This is a genomic window from Tahibacter soli (genome assembly GCF_025717065.2).
In the GTDB taxonomy this organism is placed as follows: Bacteria; Pseudomonadota; Gammaproteobacteria; order Xanthomonadales; family Rhodanobacteraceae; genus Tahibacter; species Tahibacter soli.
The window spans coordinates 60,774-81,630 of record NZ_JAOVZO020000020.1; the positions used below are offsets into that span (position 1 = coordinate 60,774).

At 67.8% G+C, this 20,857-nt stretch carries 18 protein-coding genes; 12 read left to right on the plus strand and 6 right to left on the minus strand.

Annotated features, from left to right (window positions below; genetic code table 11):
* Positions 1-27: 27 nt before the first annotated feature.
* The 3 genes from OD750_RS21250 (at position 28) to infA (ending at position 2,185) form a co-directional block, all read left to right on the plus strand.
* The gene (locus OD750_RS21250) at positions 28-1,155 is read left to right on the plus strand and encodes a GNAT family N-acetyltransferase (protein WP_263544103.1); all 1,128 of its coding nucleotides are present in this window, start codon (positions 28-30) and stop codon (positions 1,153-1,155) included.
* Positions 1,152-1,886, plus strand: coding sequence for a leucyl/phenylalanyl-tRNA--protein transferase (gene aat, locus OD750_RS21255; protein ID WP_263544104.1), 735 nt, complete (start codon positions 1,152-1,154; stop codon positions 1,884-1,886). The genes OD750_RS21250 and aat overlap by 4 nt, the downstream gene beginning before the upstream one ends.
* Before the next feature lie 80 nt (positions 1,887-1,966).
* Entirely contained in the window at positions 1,967-2,185 is a 219-nt protein-coding gene (gene infA / locus OD750_RS21260; protein WP_133820089.1) for a translation initiation factor IF-1, read from the plus strand.
* A gap of 304 nt (positions 2,186-2,489) precedes the next feature.
* Here the strand turns inward: infA and clpA are convergent, their stop codons facing one another.
* On the minus strand, positions 2,490-4,769 hold the full coding sequence (gene clpA, locus OD750_RS21265; RefSeq protein WP_263544105.1) for an ATP-dependent Clp protease ATP-binding subunit ClpA: 2,280 nt from the start codon (positions 4,767-4,769) through the stop codon (positions 2,490-2,492).
* Between the two features lie 41 nt (positions 4,770-4,810).
* Complete coding sequence (gene clpS / locus OD750_RS21270) at positions 4,811-5,137, minus strand: ATP-dependent Clp protease adapter ClpS (protein WP_263544106.1); 327 nt, start codon at positions 5,135-5,137, stop codon at positions 4,811-4,813.
* 129 nt (positions 5,138-5,266) lie between these two features.
* Between clpS and OD750_RS21275 the strand changes: the two genes are divergently transcribed.
* The 4 genes from OD750_RS21275 to acnA all read left to right on the plus strand — a co-directional run bounded on the left by OD750_RS21275 (position 5,267) and on the right by acnA (position 10,356).
* The gene (locus OD750_RS21275) at positions 5,267-5,746 is read left to right on the plus strand and encodes an NUDIX hydrolase (protein ID WP_263544107.1); all 480 of its coding nucleotides are present in this window, start codon (positions 5,267-5,269) and stop codon (positions 5,744-5,746) included.
* Positions 5,746-6,879: a tRNA 2-thiouridine(34) synthase MnmA gene (gene mnmA, locus OD750_RS21280; RefSeq protein ID WP_263544108.1), complete on the plus strand. Its 1,134-nt coding sequence runs from the start codon at positions 5,746-5,748 to the stop codon at positions 6,877-6,879. The genes OD750_RS21275 and mnmA overlap by 1 nt, the downstream gene beginning before the upstream one ends.
* Positions 6,876-7,496 (plus strand): high frequency lysogenization protein HflD, encoded by a 621-nt coding sequence (hflD, locus tag OD750_RS21285; RefSeq protein ID WP_263544109.1) that lies wholly within the window; start codon positions 6,876-6,878, stop codon positions 7,494-7,496. Before mnmA ends, hflD begins: the two co-directional genes overlap by 4 nt.
* 163 nt (positions 7,497-7,659) lie before the next feature.
* Positions 7,660-10,356 (plus strand): aconitate hydratase AcnA, encoded by a 2,697-nt coding sequence (gene acnA, locus OD750_RS21290; protein WP_263544110.1) that lies wholly within the window; start codon positions 7,660-7,662, stop codon positions 10,354-10,356.
* 203 nt (positions 10,357-10,559) lie between these two features.
* On the opposite strand, the gene OD750_RS21295 is transcribed toward acnA, so the two are convergent.
* On the minus strand, positions 10,560-11,003 hold the full coding sequence (locus OD750_RS21295; protein ID WP_263544111.1) for a DUF4440 domain-containing protein: 444 nt from the start codon (positions 11,001-11,003) through the stop codon (positions 10,560-10,562).
* Between the two features lie 168 nt (positions 11,004-11,171).
* Between OD750_RS21295 and OD750_RS21300 the strand changes: the two genes are divergently transcribed.
* Positions 11,172-12,863, plus strand: a complete 1,692-nt coding sequence (locus tag OD750_RS21300; protein WP_263544112.1) for a long-chain-fatty-acid--CoA ligase — start codon at positions 11,172-11,174, stop codon at positions 12,861-12,863.
* Between the two features lie 70 nt (positions 12,864-12,933).
* On the opposite strand, the gene OD750_RS21305 is transcribed toward OD750_RS21300, so the two are convergent.
* From OD750_RS21305 to pgm, 3 genes are all read right to left on the minus strand, one after another.
* The gene (locus OD750_RS21305) at positions 12,934-13,239 is read right to left on the minus strand and encodes a PilZ domain-containing protein (protein ID WP_263544113.1); all 306 of its coding nucleotides are present in this window, start codon (positions 13,237-13,239) and stop codon (positions 12,934-12,936) included.
* A gap of 178 nt (positions 13,240-13,417) precedes the next feature.
* Positions 13,418-14,602: a DNA polymerase IV gene (locus OD750_RS21310; protein WP_263544114.1), complete on the minus strand. Its 1,185-nt coding sequence runs from the start codon at positions 14,600-14,602 to the stop codon at positions 13,418-13,420.
* A 30-nt stretch (positions 14,603-14,632) separates the two neighbouring features.
* Positions 14,633-16,276, minus strand: coding sequence for a phosphoglucomutase (alpha-D-glucose-1,6-bisphosphate-dependent) (gene pgm / locus OD750_RS21315; protein WP_263544115.1), 1,644 nt, complete (start codon positions 16,274-16,276; stop codon positions 14,633-14,635).
* A gap of 137 nt (positions 16,277-16,413) precedes the next feature.
* Between pgm and OD750_RS21320 the strand changes: the two genes are divergently transcribed.
* The 4 genes from OD750_RS21320 to rluB all read left to right on the plus strand — a co-directional run bounded on the left by OD750_RS21320 (position 16,414) and on the right by rluB (position 20,837).
* Positions 16,414-17,034: an L-threonylcarbamoyladenylate synthase gene (locus OD750_RS21320; RefSeq protein ID WP_263544116.1), complete on the plus strand. Its 621-nt coding sequence runs from the start codon at positions 16,414-16,416 to the stop codon at positions 17,032-17,034.
* Positions 17,035-17,218: 184 nt separating this feature from the next.
* Complete coding sequence (locus tag OD750_RS21325) at positions 17,219-18,127, plus strand: segregation and condensation protein A (RefSeq protein WP_336407573.1); 909 nt, start codon at positions 17,219-17,221, stop codon at positions 18,125-18,127.
* Positions 18,127-19,158, plus strand: coding sequence for an SMC-Scp complex subunit ScpB (scpB, locus tag OD750_RS21330; RefSeq protein ID WP_263544117.1), 1,032 nt, complete (start codon positions 18,127-18,129; stop codon positions 19,156-19,158). Before OD750_RS21325 ends, scpB begins: the two co-directional genes overlap by 1 nt.
* Positions 19,155-20,837 carry a 23S rRNA pseudouridine(2605) synthase RluB gene (rluB, locus tag OD750_RS21335; RefSeq protein ID WP_263544118.1) on the plus strand — a complete coding sequence of 561 codons (1,683 nt, stop codon included), beginning with the start codon at positions 19,155-19,157 and terminating at the stop codon, positions 20,835-20,837. Before scpB ends, rluB begins: the two co-directional genes overlap by 4 nt.
* Positions 20,838-20,857: the final 20 nt, after the last annotated feature.

Below are 20,857 nucleotides of genomic sequence, written 5' to 3' on the forward strand. Positions count from 1 at the left end.
TCGCCGCACAGCGATCGCGCGGCGCCGATGCTCGCGACGTTCCACCGCCGACTCGACGAGATCGACGCCGCCGCGTGGGACGCGCTGCGGCCCGACGACAATCCGTTTCTGGCGCACGCGTTTCTCGCCGGGCTCGAGCGCCACGGCTGCATCCTGCCGCGCCTGGGCTGGCAGCCGCACCACCTCGCGCTGCGCGACGGCGAGCGCCTCGTCGCGGCGGCGCCGCTGTACCTGAAAGGCAATTCGCACGGCGAATTCGTGTTCGACTGGTCGTGGGCCGACGCATACGAGCGCCACGGCGTCGACTACTACCCGAAGCTGCTCGCGGCCGTGCCGTATTCGCCGGTGACCGGTCCTCGCCTGCTCGCGCCGGACGGCGCCGCGCAGGCGCTCGCGGCGCGGGCGATCCGCGACGAATGCGCACGCCTGAAGCTGTCGTCGGCGCATGCGAACTTCGTCGCGGACGACCAGGTCGACGCGTTCGCCGGCTGGCTGCCGCGCTACGACTGGCAGTTTCACTGGCGCAACCGCGGCTGGCGCGATTTCGGCGAGTTTCTCGACGCGCTGACCGCGAAAAAGCGCAAGAACATCCGGCAGGAACGCGCGCTCGTCGCGCGCGCGGGCGTCGCGCTCGAACGCGTGCGCGGCGACGCGATGAGCGCCGGCGACGTCGATTTCGTGTACGCGTGCTATCGCGCGACGTTCGACGACAAGGGCAACTATCCGGCGCTGACGCGCGCGTTCTTCGGCCATCTCGTCGACGCGATGCCGCGCAACGTCATGGCGGCGATCGCGCGCACCGCGGACGGCGAGCGCGTCGCGGCGGCGCTATTCCTGCACAGTTCCACAACGCTGTACGGCCGCTACTGGGGCGCGTTCGCGAACGTGCCCGGCCTGCATTTCGAGGCGTGCTACTACCAGGGCATCGAATATTGCCTGGAGCTGGGCCTTGCGCGTTTCGAGCCCGGCGCGCAGGGCGAGCACAAGCTCGCGCGCGGATTTCTGCCGCGGCGCATGCGCTCTTTCCACCACATCGCCGACGCGCGGTTTCGCGACGCGATCGCGCACGCGCTTGCTCTAGAAGCACGCCATCGCGACGCTGACGGCGAAGAACTGATGCGCCATTCGCCCTACCGCGACGAGGCGGGCGCGTGATCCGCATCGCGATCCTGAAACCCGGCGGCGACGAGCCGTTTCCGCCGGTATCGCGCGCGCTCGCCGACCCGAACGGCCTGCTCGCCGCCGGCGGCGACCTGTCGCCGGCGCGACTCGTCGAGGCCTATCGGCGCGGCATCTTCCCGTGGTTTTCGCCGGGCGAACCGATCCTGTGGTGGTCGCCCGACCCGCGCATGGTGTTCGCGACCGACGCGATGCACGTGCCGCGCCGGTTCGCGCGCGAGCTCAAGGGCTGCGGCTGGAAGATCCATGCCGACCGCGATTTCGCCGGCGTCATGCGCGCCTGCGCCGCGCCGCGCGGCGCGCATTCCGGTACGTGGATCACCGGCGCGATGCACGCGGCGTACAATCGCCTGCATCATCTCGGCCACGCGCATTCGTTCGAGGTCTACGGCGCCGGCGACCGGCTGGTCGGCGGCATTTACGGTGTCGCGATCGGGCGGATGTTTTTCGGCGAATCGATGTTTTCCGGGGTCAGCGGCGGCTCGAAGGTCGCACTGCTGGGGCTGGCGCACGTCCTTCGCGGCTGGGGCTGGCCGCTGATCGACGCGCAGGTCAGCTCCGCGCACCTGACGACGCTCGGCGCGTTCGAAATGCCGCGCGGCGATTTCGTCGCGGCGCTCGAACGGCTGACCGCGCAACCCGGGCACGACGGCGACTGGAACGCCCTTGTAACGCCGTTTGCCGCCTCCACTTTGCCGGGCGGTTAGCCTTTGCGCTTCCCGCGAGCCTGCCGACGTGGCAGAATCCCGCGCCGCCTCAACCCCGTAGCGCCCCATACGAAGGGAAAATGTCCAAAGACGACGTCATCGAAATGGAAGGCACGGTTCTTGAAACCCTGCCCAACACCATGTTCCGCGTGAAGCTGGAAAACGGCCACGTGGTCACCGCCCATATTTCGGGCCGCATGCGCAAGAACTACATCCGCATCCTGACCGGCGACAAGGTCAAGTGCGAAATGACGCCGTACGATCTGACCAAGGGTCGGATTACGTACCGCATGAAGTAATCGCTCTCGCCCAAGGCGTGTGCGAACGGACTCGTTCGCGCCCTTGGTGCCGCCGTGACGTCCATTCGCGAGCCGTCATCCCGGCGAAAGCCGGGATCCAGCCGTTGATTCTGACGTCCAGAAAGCCGGATGACTCACCGCTTCCGCGGTTCGGCCCTCGGCCCATTCGCAGCGCGAATGTTCGCCTCGGCATCCCTGCCTGTGCGGTCCGGCCTCCGACGGGATGACGAACAAAGAAGACGAGCAAAAGAAAGGCCCGGATCGCTCCGGGCCTTTTCTTTTTGCGGCTTTCCGCGCTTTTCGCTTACACCGTCGCCGCCGCCAGCTTCTCGTCCGAGGCCTCGACGCGCACGTCGAGCCTGTTGTCCTTGACCGACAGATACACCTTGCCGCCGTCGACGAGCTTGCCGAACAGGAGTTCGTCGGCGAGCGGACGCTTGACGTTGTCCTGAATCACGCGCGCCATCGGCCGAGCGCCCATCTGCGGGTCGAAGCCGTTCTCGGCGAGCCAGCGCCGTGCGTCGAGGTCGACGTGCAGCGCGACGTGCTTTTCCTGCAGCTGCGATTCGAGCTCGATCAGGAACTTGTCGACAACGCGCAGAATGTGCTCCATGTCGAGCGCACCGAACTGCACGATCGCGTCGAGACGGTTGCGGAACTCCGGCGAGAACTGCCGGCGGATCGCCTCCATCGCGTCGGTCGCGTGGTTCTGCTGCACGAAACCGATCGTGCGGCGAGCCGCCTGCGTCGCGCCGGCATTCGTCGTCATGACGACGATGACGTTCTTGAAGTTCGCCTCGCGGCCGTTCGTGTCGGTCAGCGCGCCGCGGTCCATCACCTGCAGCAGGATGTTGAACACGTCAGGGTGCGCCTTCTCGATTTCGTCGAGCAGCAGCACGCAATGCGGATGCTTGACGATCTGCTCGGTCAGGAGGCCGCCCTGGTCGAAGCCCACGTACCCCGGCGGCGCGCCGATCAGGCGCGACACCGAATGCGCCTCCATGTACTCGGACATGTCGAAGCGGATCAGCTCGATGCCGAGCTGCAGCGCGAGCTGGCGCGTGACTTCGGTCTTGCCGACGCCGGTCGGGCCCGCGAGCAGGAAGCAGCCGATCGGCTTGGTCGGATTGCCGAGGCCCGAACGCGCCATCTTGATCGCGCTCGCCAGCGAGTCGATCGCCGGGTCCTGGCCGAACACGACCATCTTCAGGTTGCGGTCGAGATTGCGCAGCACGTCGCGATCCGACGCCGACACCTGCTTGGGCGGAATCCGCGCCATGCGCGCGACGATGAACTCGATTTCGGGCACGTCGACGACGGTCTTGCGCTCGTCCTCGGGCACGAGGCGCTGGCGCGCGCCGGCCTCGTCGATCACGTCGATCGCCTTGTCCGGCAGCAGCCGGTCGGCGATGTGCTTGACCGACAGGTCGACCGCGGCCTTCAGCGCGTCGTTGGTATATTCCACATTGTGATGTTGTTCAAAGCGCGAACGCAGCCCCTTCAGGATCTCGAAGCTGTCGGCGACGCTCGGCTCGACGATGTCGATCTTCTGGAAGCGGCGCGCGAGCGCGCGGTCCTTCTCGAAGATCGCGCGGTATTCCTGGAACGTGGTCGAGCCGATGCAGCGGATCTCGCCGGAGGCGAGCATCGGCTTGATCAGGTTCGACGCGTCCATCGTGCCGCCCGACGCGGAACCCGCGCCGATGATCGTGTGGATCTCGTCGATGAACAGGATCGCCTGCGGCTCTTTCTTGAGCTGCCCGATCACGGCCTTCAGGCGCTTTTCGAAATCGCCGCGATACTTCGTGCCCGCGACGAGCGCGCCGAGATCGAGCGCGTAGATCGTCGAATCCTTGAGCACAGCCGGCACGTCGTCTTCGACGATGCGCTTGGCGAGCCCTTCGGCGAGTGCGGTCTTGCCGACGCCGGCTTCGCCGACGTACAGCGGATTGTTCTTGCGCCGGCGGCACAGCACCTGGATGGTGCGTTCGACTTCCTCGGTGCGCCCGATCAGCGGGTCGATCTTGCCGGAGCGCGCGAGGTCGTTGAGGTTCGTCGCGAACTCGGTGAGCGGATTGCCCTTCGGTTCGCCGGCCTCCTCCGCTTCGCGTTCGCTGCCGCCGCCGCCCGGCTGCTGCTGCGGCTCGTGGCCGATCTTGGCGATGCCGTGCGAGATGTAGTTGACGACGTCCAGGCGCGTGATCTCCTGCTGCGACAGGAAGTACACCGCGTGCGAATCCTTCTCGCCGAAGATCGCGACGAGGACGTTCGCGCCGGTGACTTCCTTGCGGCCGGACGACTGCACGTGATAGACGGCGCGTTGCAGCACGCGCTGGAAGCCCAGCGTCGGCTGCGTGTCGCGCTCGTCGGACGGCGGCAGCACCGGAACGGTCTCCGCGATGATCGCCTTCAATTCTTTGCCGAGCTTGCCGATGTCGGCGCCGCAGGCGCGCAGCACGGCCGCCGCGGAAGGATTTTCGAGCAGCGCCAGCAGCAGGTGTTCCACGGTCATGAATTCGTGGCGCTGCTCGCGTGCTTCCTTGTAGCACTGGCCGATGGTGAGCTCGAGGTCTTTGCTGAACATGCCTTACCCCTGTATCAGGATGCGCACGAAATGGGGATCGCTCAATTTTTTTCCATGGTGCACAGCAACGGGTGATGGTTCGCACGTGAAAATTCGTTCACCTGGGTCACCTTCGTTTCGGCGACCTCGCGCGTGTACAGGCCGCAGACGCCGCGACCGCGCAAATGAACGTGCAGCATCACCTCGTGCGCACGCTCGTAAGCGAAGCCGAAGAACGACTGCAAGACGTGGACCACGAAGTCCATCGGGGTGTAGTCGTCGTTCAGCAGCAGCACCTGGTACATCGGCGGCCTTGCCGTCTCCGGCCGGGCCTCTTCGACGGCCAGACCGTGCTGTTGTTCCTGATGGTTGTCGGTGTTTCCGGACATCGTTGCCGCCGCTCCAATCCTGGCCCGAGTATAGCGCTGCTAGCTGGTGCCGGAGCCTCGATTTGCCAAGCCCCGCCGGGGATTCGCGCGCGCTCGTGTAACATCGCGCCGATGACCGACGAAATTCCGATGAACGGCGCCGACGAGGAGACCGTCTGGCGCCCGCATGTAACCGTAGCGACGATCGTGCCGGACGGGGGCCGCTTCCTGCTCGTGGAGGAAGACATCCGCGGGCAAATGCTGATCAACCAGCCCGCCGGCCACCTGGAGCCCGGCGAATCCCTGGTCGCCGCGGCCTGCCGCGAAACGCTCGAGGAAACCGGCTGGGAAGTGCGGCCCGACCACCTCGTGGCCGTGCAGCAATGGGTGCACCCGCGCTACGGCCGGCACTTCGTGCGTTTCACGTTTGCCGCGACCGCGCTCGCGCATCACGCCGATCGCCGGCTCGACGACGGTATTTGTGAAGTTTTGTGGCTCAAACGCGACGAAATCGCCGCCGCGTCGGCGCGCCTGCGCAGTCCGCTGATTCTGTCGAGCATCGACGCCTGGCTCGGCGGACAGCGGCTGCCGCTGTCGGCGCTCGCCTACGCCGCCGACGACGCGGGCTGATGGCCGGCGAACTCGTCATCGTCGGCGTGTCGGGCGGCGTCGACTCCTCGGTCGCCGCGCTGCTGCTCAAGCGCGCGGGCCGGCGCGTCGAGGCGATGTTCATGAAGAACTGGGAAGACGACGGCCGCTTCGGCGAATGCGACGCCGACCGCGACCGCCTCGACGCGCTCAAGGTGTGCGCCGCGCTCGACGTCCCGTTCCACACGCGCAATTTTTCCGGCGAATACTGGGACCAGGTGTTCACGCACTTCCTCGCCGAATACCGCGCCGGCCGCACGCCGAATCCCGACGTGCTGTGCAATCGCGAGATCAAGTTCCGCACGTTTCTCGACCACGCGCGAGAACTCGGCGCGGACAAGATCGCGACCGGCCACTACGCGCGCACGGACGTCGCCGACGGCCGCCACCGCCTGTTGCGCGGACACGACGGCAACAAGGACCAGAGCTATTTCCTGTACGCGCTCGGCCAGGCGCAACTCGCCGCGACCGAGTTTCCGGTCGGCGAACTGCCGAAACCGCAGGTGCGCGAACTGGCGCGCGCGGCGTCGCTGCCGACGCACGCGAAAAAAGATTCGACCGGCATCTGCTTCATCGGCGAACGCGATTTCCGCGCGTTTCTCGCGCAGTACATCCCGGCGCGACCCGGCGAGATGCGCACGCCGGACGGCCGCCTCGTCGGCGAGCACCAGGGCGCGATGTACTACACGCTTGGCCAGCGCCAGGGCCTGGGCATCGGCGGTCGCCGCGATTCGGCCGGCGAGCCGTGGTACGTGGTCGGCAAGAACGTCGAACGCAACGTGCTGATCGTCGCGCAAGGCAACGCGAACCGCTGGCTCGATTCGCATCGCCTCGTCGCCGGCGACGCGAGCTGGACCGCGGGCCACGCGCCGGCGCGGGAATTTCGCTGCACCGCCAAGACGCGCTACCGGCAGGCCGACCAGGCGTGCACGGTGCGCGTCGACGGCGACCGCGTCGACGTCGCGTTCGACACGCCGCAGCGCGCGGTGACACCGGGCCAGTCGGTCGTGCTGTACGACGGCGAGGAATGCCTGGGCGGCGCCGTGATCGGCGCGACCGACGCGCCCTACGGCGGCCTTGCGACCGCAACCGACCCATCAAGGATGAGTGCATGAACGAAGAACGCGTGATCGCCCTCGCGGGCCTGTTCCAGGCCGCGGGACTCGTGCGCTCGCTCGCCACGACCGGCAACTGCGACGCGGCCGCGCTGGAGGCGAGCGTCGGCAGCGTGCTGCGCCTGGACACCGAGGCGCCGGCGGACGCTTTCGGCGGCGTCGGCGGCGTGCGCTACGGGCTCGAAACGCTGATCGCGCAGATCGACGACGGCGCGCGCGACATCACGATCACGCAGATCGCGGTCGCCGTGCTGCGCCTGGAGCGCAAGCTCGCGCGGCGCCGCCCGATGCTCGAGGCGCTGCGCGAGGGCATCGTCGCGACGCAGCGCCAGGTCGACCACCTCGGCATCGTGCACGCCAGCGTGCTCGGCAAGCTGTCGGAACTGTACAGCACGACGCTTTCGACGTTGCGTCCGCGCATCGTGGTTTCGGGAAATCCGCTGTACCTGACCCAGTCGACGCACGTCGAACGCATCCGCGCGACGCTGCTGGCGGCCGTGCGCGCCGCGGTGATGTGGCGCCAGCTTGGCGGCAACCAGTGGCAGCTCGTGTTCAAGCGGCGCCAGTGCGCGATGCTCGCGCGCGGGCTGCTGGCGGGAAGCCAGCTGGGGCGCTGACCGCGGACGCCACTACGCCGAAGGTCGAACGCGACACCATTCCAGTCAAACGCGCGTTTGAGTCATAATAAGTCGATTTTTCGGGCGCCGGCCCATGCGGCGGTTCGTTCCGCTCCGCCGCGCGCCGACAACCCTTCAAGCCGCTGCACGCCAGGAGAACGGAATGAAAGACTCTTTGTCGACCCGCACCTCGCTCGAGGTCAATGGTCAGCGCTACACGATCGCGAGCCTCGCCAAGCTCGGCGAACGCTACAACCTGGCGCGCCTGCCGTTCTCGATGAAGATCCTCCTGGAGAACCTCCTGCGTCACGAGGACGGCCTCAACGTCACGGTCAAGGAAATCGAAGCCGTCGCGAACTGGGACGCGAAGAAGGAACCGGACACCGAAATCGCGTTCATGCCGGCGCGCGTCGTACTGCAGGACTTCACCGGTGTGCCGTGCGTCGTCGACCTCGCCGCGATGCGCGACGCGGTCGTCAAGCTCGGCGGCGAAGCCAGCCAGATCAATCCGCAGATTCCGTCCGAGCTGGTGATCGACCACTCGGTGCAGGTCGACGTGTTCGGCAAGGCCGAGGCGCTCGACCTCAACGGCAAGATCGAATTCGGCCGCAACATCGAGCGCTACAGCTTCCTGCGCTGGGGCCAGAGCGCGTTCGACAACTTCAAGGTGGTGCCGCCGAACACCGGCATCGTGCACCAGGTGAACCTCGAGAACCTCGCGCGCGTCGTGATGACGCGCAGCGCCGGCAACGACACCTGGGCGTTCCCGGACACCGTGTTCGGCACCGACTCGCACACGACGATGATCAACGGCATCGGCGTGCTCGGCTGGGGCGTCGGCGGCATCGAAGCCGAAGCCGCGATGCTCGGCCAGCCCTCGTCGATGCTGATCCCGCAGGTCGTCGGCTTCAAGCTGACCGGCAAGCTGCCCGAAGGCGCGACCGCGACCGACCTCGTGCTCACGGTCACGCAGATGCTGCGCAAGCACGGCGTGGTCGGCAAGTTCGTCGAGTTCTACGGCGACGGCCTCGACCATCTCGCGCTCGCCGACCGCGCGACGATCGCCAACATGGCGCCGGAATACGGCGCGACCTGCGGCATCTTCCCGATCGACGGCGAAGCGCTGAACTACCTGCGCCTGTCCGGCCGCGACGAAGCGCTGATCAACCTCGTGGAAACCTACGCGAAGGCGCAGGGCCTGTGGCGCGAAGCCGGCCAGGCCGACGCCGAATACAGCTCGACGCTCGCGCTCGACCTCGCCGACGTGAAGCCGTCGCTCGCCGGTCCCAAGCGCCCGCAGGACCGCGTGCTGCTCGAAAACGTCGGCACGAACTACCGCGACGCGTTGAAGCCGATGGCCGACGCGCGCGCGACGAAGACGAAGTCGGCGACGCCCGGCAGCGCGCAGGTCACCAAGGACGGCCAGACGTACACGCTGACCGACGGCGCGGTGGTGATCGCCGCGATCACGTCGTGCACGAACACGTCGAACCCGGCCGTGATGCTCGGCGCCGGCCTGCTCGCGCGCAACGCGGTGAAGAAGGGCCTGAAGGCGCAGCCGTGGGTCAAGACGTCGCTCGGACCGGGTTCGCTCGTCGTGACCGACTACCTCAAGAAGGCCGGCGTGCTCGCCGATCTCGAAAAGCTCGGCTTCTACGTCGTCGGCTACGGCTGCACCACGTGCATCGGCAACTCCGGCCCGCTGCCGGAAGAAGTGTCGGCGGGCGTCGCCGAGGGCGATCTCGTCGTCACGTCGGTGCTCTCGGGCAACCGCAACTTCGAAGGCCGCGTGCATCCCGAAGTGAAGATGAACTATCTCGCGTCGCCGCCGCTCGTCGTCGCCTACGCGCTCGCCGGCACGGTCGACATCGACCTGTCGAAGGATCCGATCGGGCACGACGAAACGGGCCATGCGGTGTTCCTGCGCGACATCTGGCCGACGAACAAGGAAATCGGCGACGTCATCGCCGCGACGGTCGGCCCGGAAATGTTCAAGAAGAACTACGCCGACGTGTTCAAGGGCGACAGCCGCTGGAACCAGATCGCCTCGCCCGTCGGCGAAATCTACGACTGGGACGGCGCGTCGACCTACATCAAGAACCCGCCGTACTTCGACGGCATGACCATGCAGGTCGGCAAGATCGAGGACATTCACGGCGCGCGCGTGCTCGGCCTCTTCGGCGACTCGATCACGACCGACCACATCTCGCCGGCCGGCGACATCAAGGCCACCTCGCCCGCCGGCGCGTTCCTGCAGGGCCGCGGCGTGCAGAAGGTCGACTTCAACTCGTACGGCTCGCGCCGCGGCAACGACGACATCATGGTGCGCGGCACGTTCGCGAACATCCGCATCAAGAACCTGATGCTCGGCGGCGAGGAAGGCGGCAACACCTACCACTACCCCGACGGCGCGAAGCTGTCGATCTACGACGCGGCCATGCGCTACAAGGCCGACGGCGTGCCGCTGGTCGTCATCGCCGGCAAGGAATACGGCACGGGTTCGTCGCGCGACTGGGCCGCCAAGGGCACGATGCTGCTCGGCGTGAAGGCGGTCATCGCCGAAAGCTTCGAGCGCATCCACCGCTCGAACCTCGTCGGCATGGGCGTGCTGCCGCTGCAGTTCAAGGACGGCGAAAACGCGCAGACGATCGGCCTGAAGGGCGACGAGGTGTTCGAGATCGCCGGCCTGAACGACGGCGCGGCGAAGGAGATCGAAGTCGTCGCGACCGGCCCCGCCGACGTCAAGCGCTTCACGGTCAAGGTGCTGCTGCTGACGCCGAAGGAAGTCGAATACTTCCGCCACGGCGGCATCCTGCCGTACGTGCTGCGTCAGCTGGCGCAGCAGCCGAAGGCGGCTTAAAAAGAAGCCCTCTCCCCCAACGCGCATGCGTTGGGGAGAGGGTCGGGTGAGGGGGCGACGTCGGAGTCTTCGTCGCGGTCGACGAAGTGCGCAGCTCCGCCCCCTCACCCTGCCCTCTCCCCCAAGCGAGCTTGGGGGAGAGGGTTCCGCGGCCGCCGCAGTATTTCTGCATTTTCCACATTCAAGCGTTGTACGCGCCGCCGCTACAACTGCTCCCACTCCGCACTGATGCACCGCCACTCCCCGCCGACGTCCTTCCAGCCGGTCGTGAACCGGTAGGCACCCCCGCGTTCGGGCAGCCAGCCCTCGCCGCTACCGCCGGTCAGCGTGGCCGTGACCGTCGCCGTGGCACGCTTGTCGAACAGCGCCACGTCGATGGGCCCGAGCGTCACGCCGACCGCCTCGTTGCGCAGAAACTGCGCGCGCATCAGGTTGTGCAGTTGGGCGCGGTCGACCGAGCCCTTGCTGCCGGTGAAATCGTCGGCGACGTACCGCATGAACGTTCTGGGCTCGCGCGCCTCGACCGCCTTCTGCATCGCCGCGATCGCCTCGCGGATGCGCTGCTCCTCCGGCGTGCGCGCGCACGCGGCGGCCAGGAGCAGCGCCAGAACGGCCAATCCTCTTGAAAAAAGACGCGAAAGCGGCATTGTCGACTCTCTATCGAACCTCGAACACCCCGATTTGCGCATAGCCGCCGGTCTCGCTGCAATGCGGCTTGCCGCGTTTTCTCGCGCTGTGCTCCAATCGGAACCGCATCCGTCGCCCGCCAGCGGCGATTCCGACAGCCGAACGAACCGCAAGAGGTCAACAGTACGATGAGCATTCAGCGCCCCTGGCTTTCGAGCTATCCGGCCGGCGTGCCGGCGCAGGTCGACCTCGACGAGTTCAGTTCGGTCGTCGCGGTGCTCGAATCGGCGTGCGAGCGCTTTCGCCACCGTCCGGCGTTCTCGAATCTCGGCAAGGTGCTCAGCTACGACGACGTCGACCGCCTGAGCAGGCAGTTCGCGGCGTTCCTCACCGGCGACCTGGGCTTGAAGAAAGGCGACCGCGTCGCGCTGATGATGCCGAACGTGCTGCAGTATCCGATCGCGATCTTCGGCGTGCTGCGCGCGGGCCTCGTCGTCGTCAATACGAACCCGATGTACACCGCGCGCGAACTCAAGCACCAGTTGAACGACTCGGGCGCTTCGGCGATCGTCGTGCTCGACAACTTCGCGCATACCGTCTCCGAAGTGCTGCGCGACACGTCCGTCAAGCACGTCGTGACCACCGCCGTCGGCGACCTTCTGAATTTCCCGAAGTCGTTCATCGTCAACTTCGTCGTCAAGCACGTGAAAAAGAAGGTGCCGGCGTTCGACATTCCCGGCGCGATCCGCTTCGCGGACGCGCTCGCGCGCGGCGCGAAGCAGACGTATCGCAAGGCCGATCTCAACCACGACGACATCGCGTTCCTGCAGTACACCGGCGGCACGACCGGCGTCGCCAAGGGCGCGATGCTCACGCACGGCAACCTCGTGGCGAACATGCAGCAGGCGTCGCTGTGGATCGGCGTCAACGTCAAGCCCGGCGAAGAGGTCATCATTACCGCGCTGCCGCTGTACCACATCTTCGCGCTGACGGCGAACGGCCTCGTCTTCATGAAGTTCGGCGGCCTCAACTACCTCATCACCGACCCGCGCGACATGCCGGCGTTCGTCAAGGAAATCTCGAACCTGAAGTTCACCGCGATCACCGGCGTCAACACGCTGTTCAACGGCCTGCTCAACACGCCGGGCTTCGACAAGGTCGACTTCTCCGCGCTGCATCTGACGCTCGGCGGCGGCATGGCCGTACAGCGCGCGGTCGCCGAACGCTGGAAGAAGGTCACCGGCGTGCCGCTGGCCGAAGCGTACGGCCTGACCGAAACCTCGCCGGCCGCCTGCATCAATCCGCTCGACATTCCCGACTACAACGGCTCGATCGGCCTGCCGATTCCGTCGACCGACGTGTCGATTCAGGACGACAACGGCGTGCAGCTCGGCTACGGCGAAATCGGCGAGCTGTGCGTGAAGGGCCCGCAGGTCATGAAGGGCTACTGGAACCGGCCCGAGGAAACCGCGAAGGTGCTCACGCCCGACGGTTGGCTGCACACCGGCGACATCGCGCGGATGGACGAGAAAGGCTACTGCTACATCGTCGATCGCAAGAAGGACATGATCCTCGTGTCGGGCTTCAACGTGTACCCGAACGAAGTCGAAGACGTCGTCGCGCTGCACCCGGGCGTGCTCGAGGTCGCGGCGATCGGCGTGCCGGACGAGAAATCCGGCGAGGCGGTCAAGATCTTCGTCGTGCGCAAGGACCCGAAGCTCACCGAAGCCGATCTGCGCGCGCACTGCAAGGAAAACCTGACCGGCTACAAGCTGCCGCGCTACATCGAGTTCCGCGATTCGCTGCCCAAGAGCAACGTCGGCAAGATCATCCGGCGCGAACTGCGCGACGGGCCGGTAAAGGCCGCGACGGCCGCCTGAGCGCGCCGCCCCCGCCCGAACGAAAAAACCCGCCGGAAGGCGGGTTTTTTCGTTCGGTTTCGCGCAGCGATCAGCGCCGGTAGGACTCCAGCGAATCGGCATAGCCGCCGAGCAGATCCCACAAAGGGACCTCCTTCTCGGCCGGAATGCGCGCATAGGCGAAACCGACGGATTCTTCGGTGACGCGCGCGACGGTCGCTTCGAGATGGATGTTGAGTTCGTCGCCGATCATCATGTCGAGCACGAACAGGTCGCCGGCCTTGCCGGCGAAGTCGTCGGGGCGGCGCACGAGCACGCCGGTCGCGGAGATGTCTTCGAGTTCGCTCGACCAGGCGTCGCCTCCGTGCATCATCAGCACGGCGGAACGAATTTTCATGCGCGCCGGGCGCATGCCTGATTGCGTCTTCGCTTCATTCATCATGAGCATCCTGCAACCCCCTGTGTCTGAACCTTTTAGCGGAGCATCGCGCCAAAATCAATCAACGCTCAATCACAAATCGTGCCATGCATCCCGGAATCCCGGGCGAGCCTGCGCTAAGCACGCCAATCGCGCGTCAAGACGCGCCGCCGTCGGGCGAACCGCTCCGGCGCGTCTTCAACGCGGCGCCGCGCGTCAGGCTGCCGCCGCCGAAACGCCGGTTGATCGCATCGGCGACGACGTCTTTTTCGCGCCCTTCGTCAGCATCGAACAATACCGATTGCGGCTCCGCGCCAAAGCCTGACAGGCCGATGCCGATCAGCCGCAGCCGCGGTCGTTCCTGCGCGTTCCACCAGTCGCGCAGCAGCGCGCGGCCGGTCTGGTAGATCGTGTCCGTCGCGTCGGTCGGCGCCGGCACGCGCGCCTGCCGCGTATGCGTCTCGAACGGCGGCTTGCGCAGCTTGACGGTCACCGTGCGGCCGGCGAGATCGTGCGCGCGCACGCGCTCGCCGACGCGTTCGGCGAGGCGCGCGAGCCACGCGCTCGCCTGGTCGAACGTCGCAAGATCGGTCTCGAACGTCGTTTCGGCGCTGATCGACTTTTCTTCGACGTCGGATTCGACCGGGCGCTCGTCGAGCCCGCGCGCCAGACGCTGCAGCTGCGCGGCATGATTGCCGAGCGCCTGCGCGAGCCGGCGCGGATCGGCACCACGCAGTTCGCCGACCGTGCGGATGCCGATGCGGTGCAGCGCCGCTTCGGCCACCTTGCCGACCGTCCACATACGCCCGACCGGCAGCGGATCGAGCACGGCCTGCGCCGTTTCCGGCGTGACGCGCAGAAAACCGTCGGGTTTGGACAGCTCGCTCGCGAGTTTCGCCAGCAGCTTGTTGTGCGCCATGCCGACCGACGCATCGAGCCCGGTGCGCGCGCGGATTTCGCGTTTGAGATAGCGGCCGATCGTTTCGACGTCGCCGAACAGGCGCAGGCTCGCCGTGACGTCGAGAAACGCCTCGTCGAGCGACAGGCCTTCGATTTCCGGGGTGACCTCGCCGAACACCGCGAACACCTGTTCCGACACCTCGCGATAGCGCGCCATGCGCACAGGCACGAAGATCGCGTGCGGGCACAATCGCTTGGCTTCGAGCGTCGGCATCGCCGAACGCACGCCGTAGGGCCGCGCCTCGTAGCTCGCGGTCGACACGACGCTGCGCCGGCCGAGCTCACCGACGACGACCGGCTTGCCGCGGAGCGCCGGATCGTCGCGCTGTTCGATCGCCGCGTAGAACGCGTCCATGTCGACGTGGATGATGGCGCGCTGCATGCGCGCATTCTGCCACGCGGGCCCCGCCGCTTACGCGATCGCCGCGTCGACGATGCGCTGCGCCTCGCTCACGAGTTCGGCCAGATGCGCCTCGCCCTTGAAGCTCTCGGCGTAGACCTTGTAGATCGCCTCGGTGCCCGAAGGCCGCGCGGCGAACCAGCCGCTCGCGCTTTCGACCTTGATGCCGCCGATGCCCGCGCCGTTGCCCGGCGCGCGATCGAGCACGCGCACGATCGGCTCGCCGGCCAGTTCGCGAATCGCGATCGCTTCCGGCGCGAGCTTGCCGAGCGCGCGGCGCTGCTCGAGCGTCGCCGGCGCGTCGATGCGCGTCGCGGCCGGCGCGCCGAGCGCGTCGGTCAGCGCGCGATACGCCGCGGCCGGATCGCGGCCGCTGCGCGCCGTCATCTCCGCGGCGAGCAGGCCCGCGATGATGCCGTCCTTGTCGGTCGACCACGCGCCCCCGCCCTTGCGCAGGAAGCTCGCGCCGGCGCTCTCCTCGCAACCGAAGCCGAGCCAGCCGTCGACCATGCCCTCGACGAACCATTTGAACCCGACCGGCACCTCGTACAGCCGCCGTCCCAGCCGCTGCGCGACGCGGTCGATCAGCGCGCTCGACACGAGCGTCTTGCCGACCGCGGCATCCGTGCGCCATTGTGGACGATGCCGAAAAAGATAATCCACGCACACGCAGAGAAAGTGATTGGCGGGCATGAGCCCGGCGCTTCCCGCGACGACGCCGTGGCGGTCGTGGTCGGTGTCGCACGCGAAGGCGACGTCGTAGCGGCCGGCCAGGTCGATCAGCCGCCGCATCGCGTACGCCGACGACGGATCCATGCGCACGCGGCCGTCCCAGTCGAGGCTCATGAAACGGAACGTCGGATCGACCGCGTTGCTGACGACGTCGAGCGCGATGCGATGGCGCTCGGCGATGCGCGTGAAGTAGTTGACGCCGGCGCCGCCGAGCGGATCGACGCCGAGCTTGAGTTGCGAGCCGCGGATGACGTCGAAATCGATGACGTCCTCGAGATCGTCGACGTAGGCGCCGAGGAAGTCGTGCTCTCGCGTCGTCGCGGCGCGGCGCGCCCGCGCGTAGGGCATGCGTGTCACGCCCGCGAGACCCGCGGCGATCAGTTCGTTCGCGCGGTTCTGGATCGCGCCGGTGACGTTCGTGTCGGCCGGTCCGCCGTTCGGCGGGTTGTATTTGAAACCGCCGTTGTCCGGCGGGTTGTGCGACGGCGTGATCACGATGCCGTCGGCGAATCCGTCGGTACGACCGCGGTTGTACGTCAGGATCGCGTGGGAGATCGCCGGCGTCGGCGTGTATTCGTCGCCGGCCGCGATGCGCACCTCGACGCCGTTGCCGGCCAGCACCTCGAGCGCGCTCGCGAACGCCGGCGCCGACAGCGCGTGCGTATCGAAGCCGAGAAACAGCGGGCCTGCGATTCCCGCGCCGCGCCGCCACTCGGAAATCGCCTGGCTGATCGCCACGACGTGCGTCTCGTTGAAGCTGCCCTCGAACGCGTTGCCGCGATGGCCCGACGTGCCGAACGCGACGCGCTGCGCCGCTTCGCCCGGATCGGGCGCGAGCGCGTAGTACGCGGTGACGAGGCGCGGGATGTCGACCGCGGGCAGTTCGGTCGCCGGCTTGCCGGCCAGGGGGTGCAGCTGACTCATCGGAAACTCGCGCGAGGAAGGCCGCGCGACGATAGCGCAGCGCGCGCGAACCGCGAAGCGGGTCGCGATGCGCCATTGTCCACTTCGCCTCGCGGGCAAGTCTTGACGAAGCGCGCGCCGCTGGCCACGCTCGCGGCATGACCATTCGTCTTGAAGTCCATCCCGACAATCCGCAGGCCCGCCTGATCGCACAAGCGGTCGCCGTGCTCGACAAGGGCGGACTCGTCGCCTACCCGACCGATTCGGGGTACGCGCTCGGGTGGCGGCTCACCGCGCAATCGGCGCAGGAACGGGTCGTACGGCTGCGAGGACTGGACAGCAGGCATAATTTCACCTTAGTCTGTCGTCACTTGAGTGAGGTCGGCGCCTACGCCCGCATGCATGACGCGGCGTTCCGGCTGGTCCGATCCCTGACTCCCGGCCCCTATACCTTCATTCTGCCCGCGGCGGCCGACGTTCCGCGGCACCTTAAGCAGATCAAGAAGAAATCCGTGGGCGTTCGCGTACCGGACCATCGCGTGGCGCTGGCACTGGTCGAAGCATTGGGCGAGCCGCTGTCGAGCTCGAGTCTGATACTTCCGAACGTCGACATGGCAGGCTGGGAAGTCGACGACCTGTACGAGCATGCGGCCAATGCCGTCGATCTGTTCATCGACAGCGGTTTCTGCGGCAACGAACCGACGACCGTGATCGATCTCGTCGACGACACGCCCAAGCTCGTACGCAAGGGGAAAGGCGAAGTTCCTTTCGCCGAATGATCCAAAGCGTCGCCGCAGCGGCCGAACGAGCCGCCGCACGACGCCGCAAAGCCCGTCCAGCCGCAGAATCGGCGGACCGGGGCACCCCGCGTCCAGGGAAACCGGGGTAAAGAACCGTTACGCGGCGTTGCGCCGCAGCCTGCCGCGGTGAGCGCGGCGACCAGCGAGAGATCAGCGCTTCTTCATGAGCACCGAGCCTGCCGAGCAACTCGCGACCAGCGAGGGTCAAGGCATTTTTCAGCCCGTCCCGCAGCAGCAGGAAATGCCGCTTGCGATGGTCAAGGGCCAGCCAGTGCTGGAGATGCCGCAGGATTTGTACATCCCGCCGGACGCGCTCGAGGTGATTCTCGAGGCGTTCGAGGGGCCGCTGGACCTCCTGCTGTACCTGATACGCCGCCAGAACCTCGACATCCTCGACATACCGGTCGCCGAAATCACGCGCCAGTACGTCGACTACATCGAGCTGATGCAGAACCTGAAACTCGAACTCGCGGCCGAATACCTCGTGATGGCCGCGATACTCGCCGAGATCAAATCGCGCCTGCTGCTGCCGCGACCGCCGGAAGCCGAGGGCATCGAAGAAGACCCGCGCGCCGAACTGATCCGGCGTCTGCAGGAGTACGAACGCTTCAAGAAGGCCGCCGCCGACATCGATGCGCTGCCGCGCCTGGAACGCGACATCGCGCCGGCCTCGGCGTTCGTGCCCGACCGCAACGTGATCCGCCTGCCGCCGCCGGTGGAACTGAAAGAACTGCTGCTGGCGCTCAAAGACGTGCTGCGCCGCGCCGACCTCACCGGCCATCACGAAATCCAGCGCGAGGCGCTGTCGGTGCGCAATCGCATGAGCGACGTGCTCGGCACGCTCGGCGACGGCCAGTTTCACGACTTCACGAGCCTGTTCAACGTCGAGGAAGGCCGTCGCGGCATCGTCGTGACGTTCCTGGCGATGCTCGAACTTGCGAAGGAAACCCTGATCGAGATCGTGCAGAACGAAGTGCCGGGCCCGATCTACCTGCGCTCGCTCGCGGCCGACGCGGGTCCGGGCGACGACTACAGCGCCGACGACGTCGCCGCGGAAACGGAAGCGAGTTGATGGATCCACAACTGCTCAAGCGCGTGATCGAGGCCGCCCTGCTCGCCGCGGGCCAGCCTTTGTCGGTGACCCAGCTCGGCGCGCTGTTCGCCGACACCGAGAGCGTGACGCACGGAGATCTCGCTCGCGCGCTCGAGGAGCTCGCCGCCGACTGCGCCGAGCGCGGCGTCGAACTGAAAGAAGTGGCCTCGGGCTTTCGCTACCAGGTGCGCGAGGACGTGCACGCCTGGGTCGCGCGCCTGTGGACCGAACGCCAGACGAAGTATTCGCGCGCCTCGCTCGAAACGCTCGCGCTGATCGCGTATCGCCAGCCGATCACGCGCGCCGAGATCGAACAGATCCGCGGCGTCGCCGTGTCGTCGTCGATCATCAAGACGCTCGAAGAGCGCGAATGGGTGCGCGTCGTCGGCTACCGCGACGTCCCCGGCCGCCCCGCGCTGTTCGGCACGTCGCGCGCGTTTCTCGACTATTTCAACCTGAAATCGCTCGACGAGCTGCCGCCGCTGGCCGAAGTGCGCGACCTCGACGAATACGACCCGCAACTGGCGCTCGCGCCGGTCGCGGTCGGCGACGCGCCGCCGCCGGCCGAAGCGATCGATGCGGCCAACGACGCCGATGCGGCGACGTCGGACGAAAACGCGGCGGCCGAAGCAGCCGCAACGCCGGACGAAACCGCGGCGACGGAAGAAACCGCGGCGACGGAAGAAACGGCGGCGACCGACGAGACCGCGCCGCCGGACGACGACGCCGCGTCCGAAACCGACGCCGGCGGCGACGAGGAAGAAGACGCCGCGCCAAGCGCTTCGGCCGCGCCGGCCGCGGAAGAAAATGACGATTTGTACGATAATGAAGAAAGCAACTGGTCCGACGCCGGCGCCGACGAAGGCGTCGTAGATCGCGACGAGACGACCGGCGACGACGCCGGCGACGATTCCGAACCGCCCACCGATTCCCACCCGGACGACGCCGGCAATGCCGCCGGCGGTCCCGACCCCACGACGTCCGACGACGTCCCGGAGCACACTGCATGACCGCGTCACCGCGCCGCACCCTTACCCTGAAACGTACCGCCCCGGCCGACGCCGCACCCGGCGTCGAAGAGCGCCTGCACAAGGTGCTCGCCAACGCGGGCCTGGGTTCGCGCCGCCTGCTCGAACAGCGCATCCAGAGCGGCGAAATCGCCGTCAACGGCGAAACCGCGACGCTCGGCATGAGCGTGAAAAGCGGCGATCGCGTCGAACTCGACGGCAAGCTGTTCGTCGTGATCCGCGACGACGCCGAGCACGCGCAGGTGCTGATCTACAACAAGCCCGAAGGCGTCGTGACGACGCGGGAGGATCCCGAAGGCCGCCCGACCGTGTTCGAGCAGCTGCCGCGCCTGAAAGGCCAGCGCTGGATCGCCGTGGGCCGCCTCGACATCAACACCACCGGCCTTTTGCTGCTGACCACCGACGGCAACCTCGCCAACGCGCTGATGCACCCGTCGAGCGAGATCGAGCGTGAATACATCTGCCGCGTGCACGGCGAAGTGCCCGACGAGGTGCTCGAGCGCCTCAAGGCCGGCGTCGACCTCGAAGACGGTCCGGCGCATTTCGACGAGATCGCGGTGATCAGCCGCAGCGGCAGCCATTCGTGGTTCCGCGTCGTGATCCGCGAGGGCCGCAACCGCGAAGTGCGCCGCCTGTGGGACGCGCTCGGCTTCCTCGTGAGCCGGTTGAAACGTGTACGTTACGGCAATGTGGAATTGCCGCGACCGCTCAAGCGCGGCAACTCGCAGGAACTCGACGCCGACCAGGCGAAATCGCTGCGCCAGCTGTGCGGTGCCACCGACGCCGAGCCGACGCTGACGCTGCAGGCCGTGATCCACCAGCGCCGGGCAGCGCCGCCGACGAACGAATACCGCCCCGCGCCGCGCGCGGCGCAGGCCTGGACCGGCGTCGACCGCGGCGAGGCGCGCGAACTGACGCGCTTCGACCGCGTACGCGACGAGGCGCCGGGCCGTCCGGGCGGCCGGCGCAAGCCGGGCGGCGGCGGCGGCGGTCGCATGGTCAACGGCAACGTCGACCGGCCGCAGCGCCGTTCGGGTCCGGGTGCGGGCGCGGGTGCCGGCGCGCGCAAGCGCCGCGGTGCGGCGCCGGGCCAGGAGGTGTTCATTCCGAAAACCTGGTCGGCCGGCGATGAAATGGCGCGGCCGGCTCGCGGCGGTCCCGGTGGCCCGGGCGGACGTCCCGGCCAGGGCCGCGGCGGTCGTCCCGGTCAGGGTCAGGCGCCGCGCGGCGGCGCCGGTCGCGGCGACGCGCCGCGTCCGTGGGGCGATGCCGGCGGCAACGCCGAACGTCGCGGCGGCGGCGCGCGCGGTCCCGGCGGCGGCCAGTCGGCGTACGGCGGCCCGCGCGGCGGCAGCGGCAATCGCGCCGAGCGCGGCGAACCGAACGGCAATCGCGGCACGTACGGCGAACGCGGCAACAGCTACGGCGAACGCGGCAACTTCGGCAATCGCGCCGGCGGCGGTGCGGGCGGCGGAAACGCCTATGCCGGCAACCGCGGCGGCGGCAGCGGCAATCGCGCACCGGGCGGCGGCGGCAATCGCGCGCCGGGCGGCGACCGCCGCGGCCCGGGCCCGGGCCCGGGTGCCGGCCGGTCGCCGGGCGGCAACCGCCACGGCGGCGGCAATCGCGGCGGCGGCGGTCAGCGCGGCGGCAACCGCTGACGCGCGCCCGGCGCGTCGTC

Bases quoted from the DNA above. Each gene is read 5' to 3' on its own strand.
- clpS (WP_263544106.1), bottom strand. From the start codon at position 5,137: ATGTCCGGAAACACCGACAACCATCAGGAACAACAGCACGGTCTGGCC.
- OD750_RS21300 (WP_263544112.1), top strand. From the start codon at position 11,172: ATGAGCATTCAGCGCCCCTGGCTTTCGAGCTATCCGGCCGGCGTGCCG.
- OD750_RS21325 (WP_336407573.1), top strand. From the start codon at position 17,219: ATGAGCACCGAGCCTGCCGAGCAACTCGCGACCAGCGAGGGTCAAGGC.
- mnmA (WP_263544108.1), top strand. From the start codon at position 5,746: ATGGCCGGCGAACTCGTCATCGTCGGCGTGTCGGGCGGCGTCGACTCC.
- OD750_RS21295 (WP_263544111.1), bottom strand. From the start codon at position 11,003: ATGCCGCTTTCGCGTCTTTTTTCAAGAGGATTGGCCGTTCTGGCGCTG.
- hflD (WP_263544109.1), top strand. From the start codon at position 6,876: ATGAACGAAGAACGCGTGATCGCCCTCGCGGGCCTGTTCCAGGCCGCG.
- pgm (WP_263544115.1), bottom strand. From the start codon at position 16,276: ATGAGTCAGCTGCACCCCCTGGCCGGCAAGCCGGCGACCGAACTGCCC.
- scpB (WP_263544117.1), top strand. From the start codon at position 18,127: ATGGATCCACAACTGCTCAAGCGCGTGATCGAGGCCGCCCTGCTCGCC.
- clpA (WP_263544105.1), bottom strand. From the start codon at position 4,769: ATGTTCAGCAAAGACCTCGAGCTCACCATCGGCCAGTGCTACAAGGAA.
- OD750_RS21305 (WP_263544113.1), bottom strand. From the start codon at position 13,239: ATGAAAATTCGTTCCGCCGTGCTGATGATGCACGGAGGCGACGCCTGG.
- infA (WP_133820089.1), top strand. From the start codon at position 1,967: ATGTCCAAAGACGACGTCATCGAAATGGAAGGCACGGTTCTTGAAACC.
- OD750_RS21320 (WP_263544116.1), top strand. From the start codon at position 16,414: ATGACCATTCGTCTTGAAGTCCATCCCGACAATCCGCAGGCCCGCCTG.
- OD750_RS21250 (WP_263544103.1), top strand. From the start codon at position 28: ATGCTCGCGACGTTCCACCGCCGACTCGACGAGATCGACGCCGCCGCG.
- rluB (WP_263544118.1), top strand. From the start codon at position 19,155: ATGACCGCGTCACCGCGCCGCACCCTTACCCTGAAACGTACCGCCCCG.
- OD750_RS21275 (WP_263544107.1), top strand. From the start codon at position 5,267: ATGAACGGCGCCGACGAGGAGACCGTCTGGCGCCCGCATGTAACCGTA.
- OD750_RS21310 (WP_263544114.1), bottom strand. From the start codon at position 14,602: ATGCAGCGCGCCATCATCCACGTCGACATGGACGCGTTCTACGCGGCG.
- acnA (WP_263544110.1), top strand. From the start codon at position 7,660: ATGAAAGACTCTTTGTCGACCCGCACCTCGCTCGAGGTCAATGGTCAG.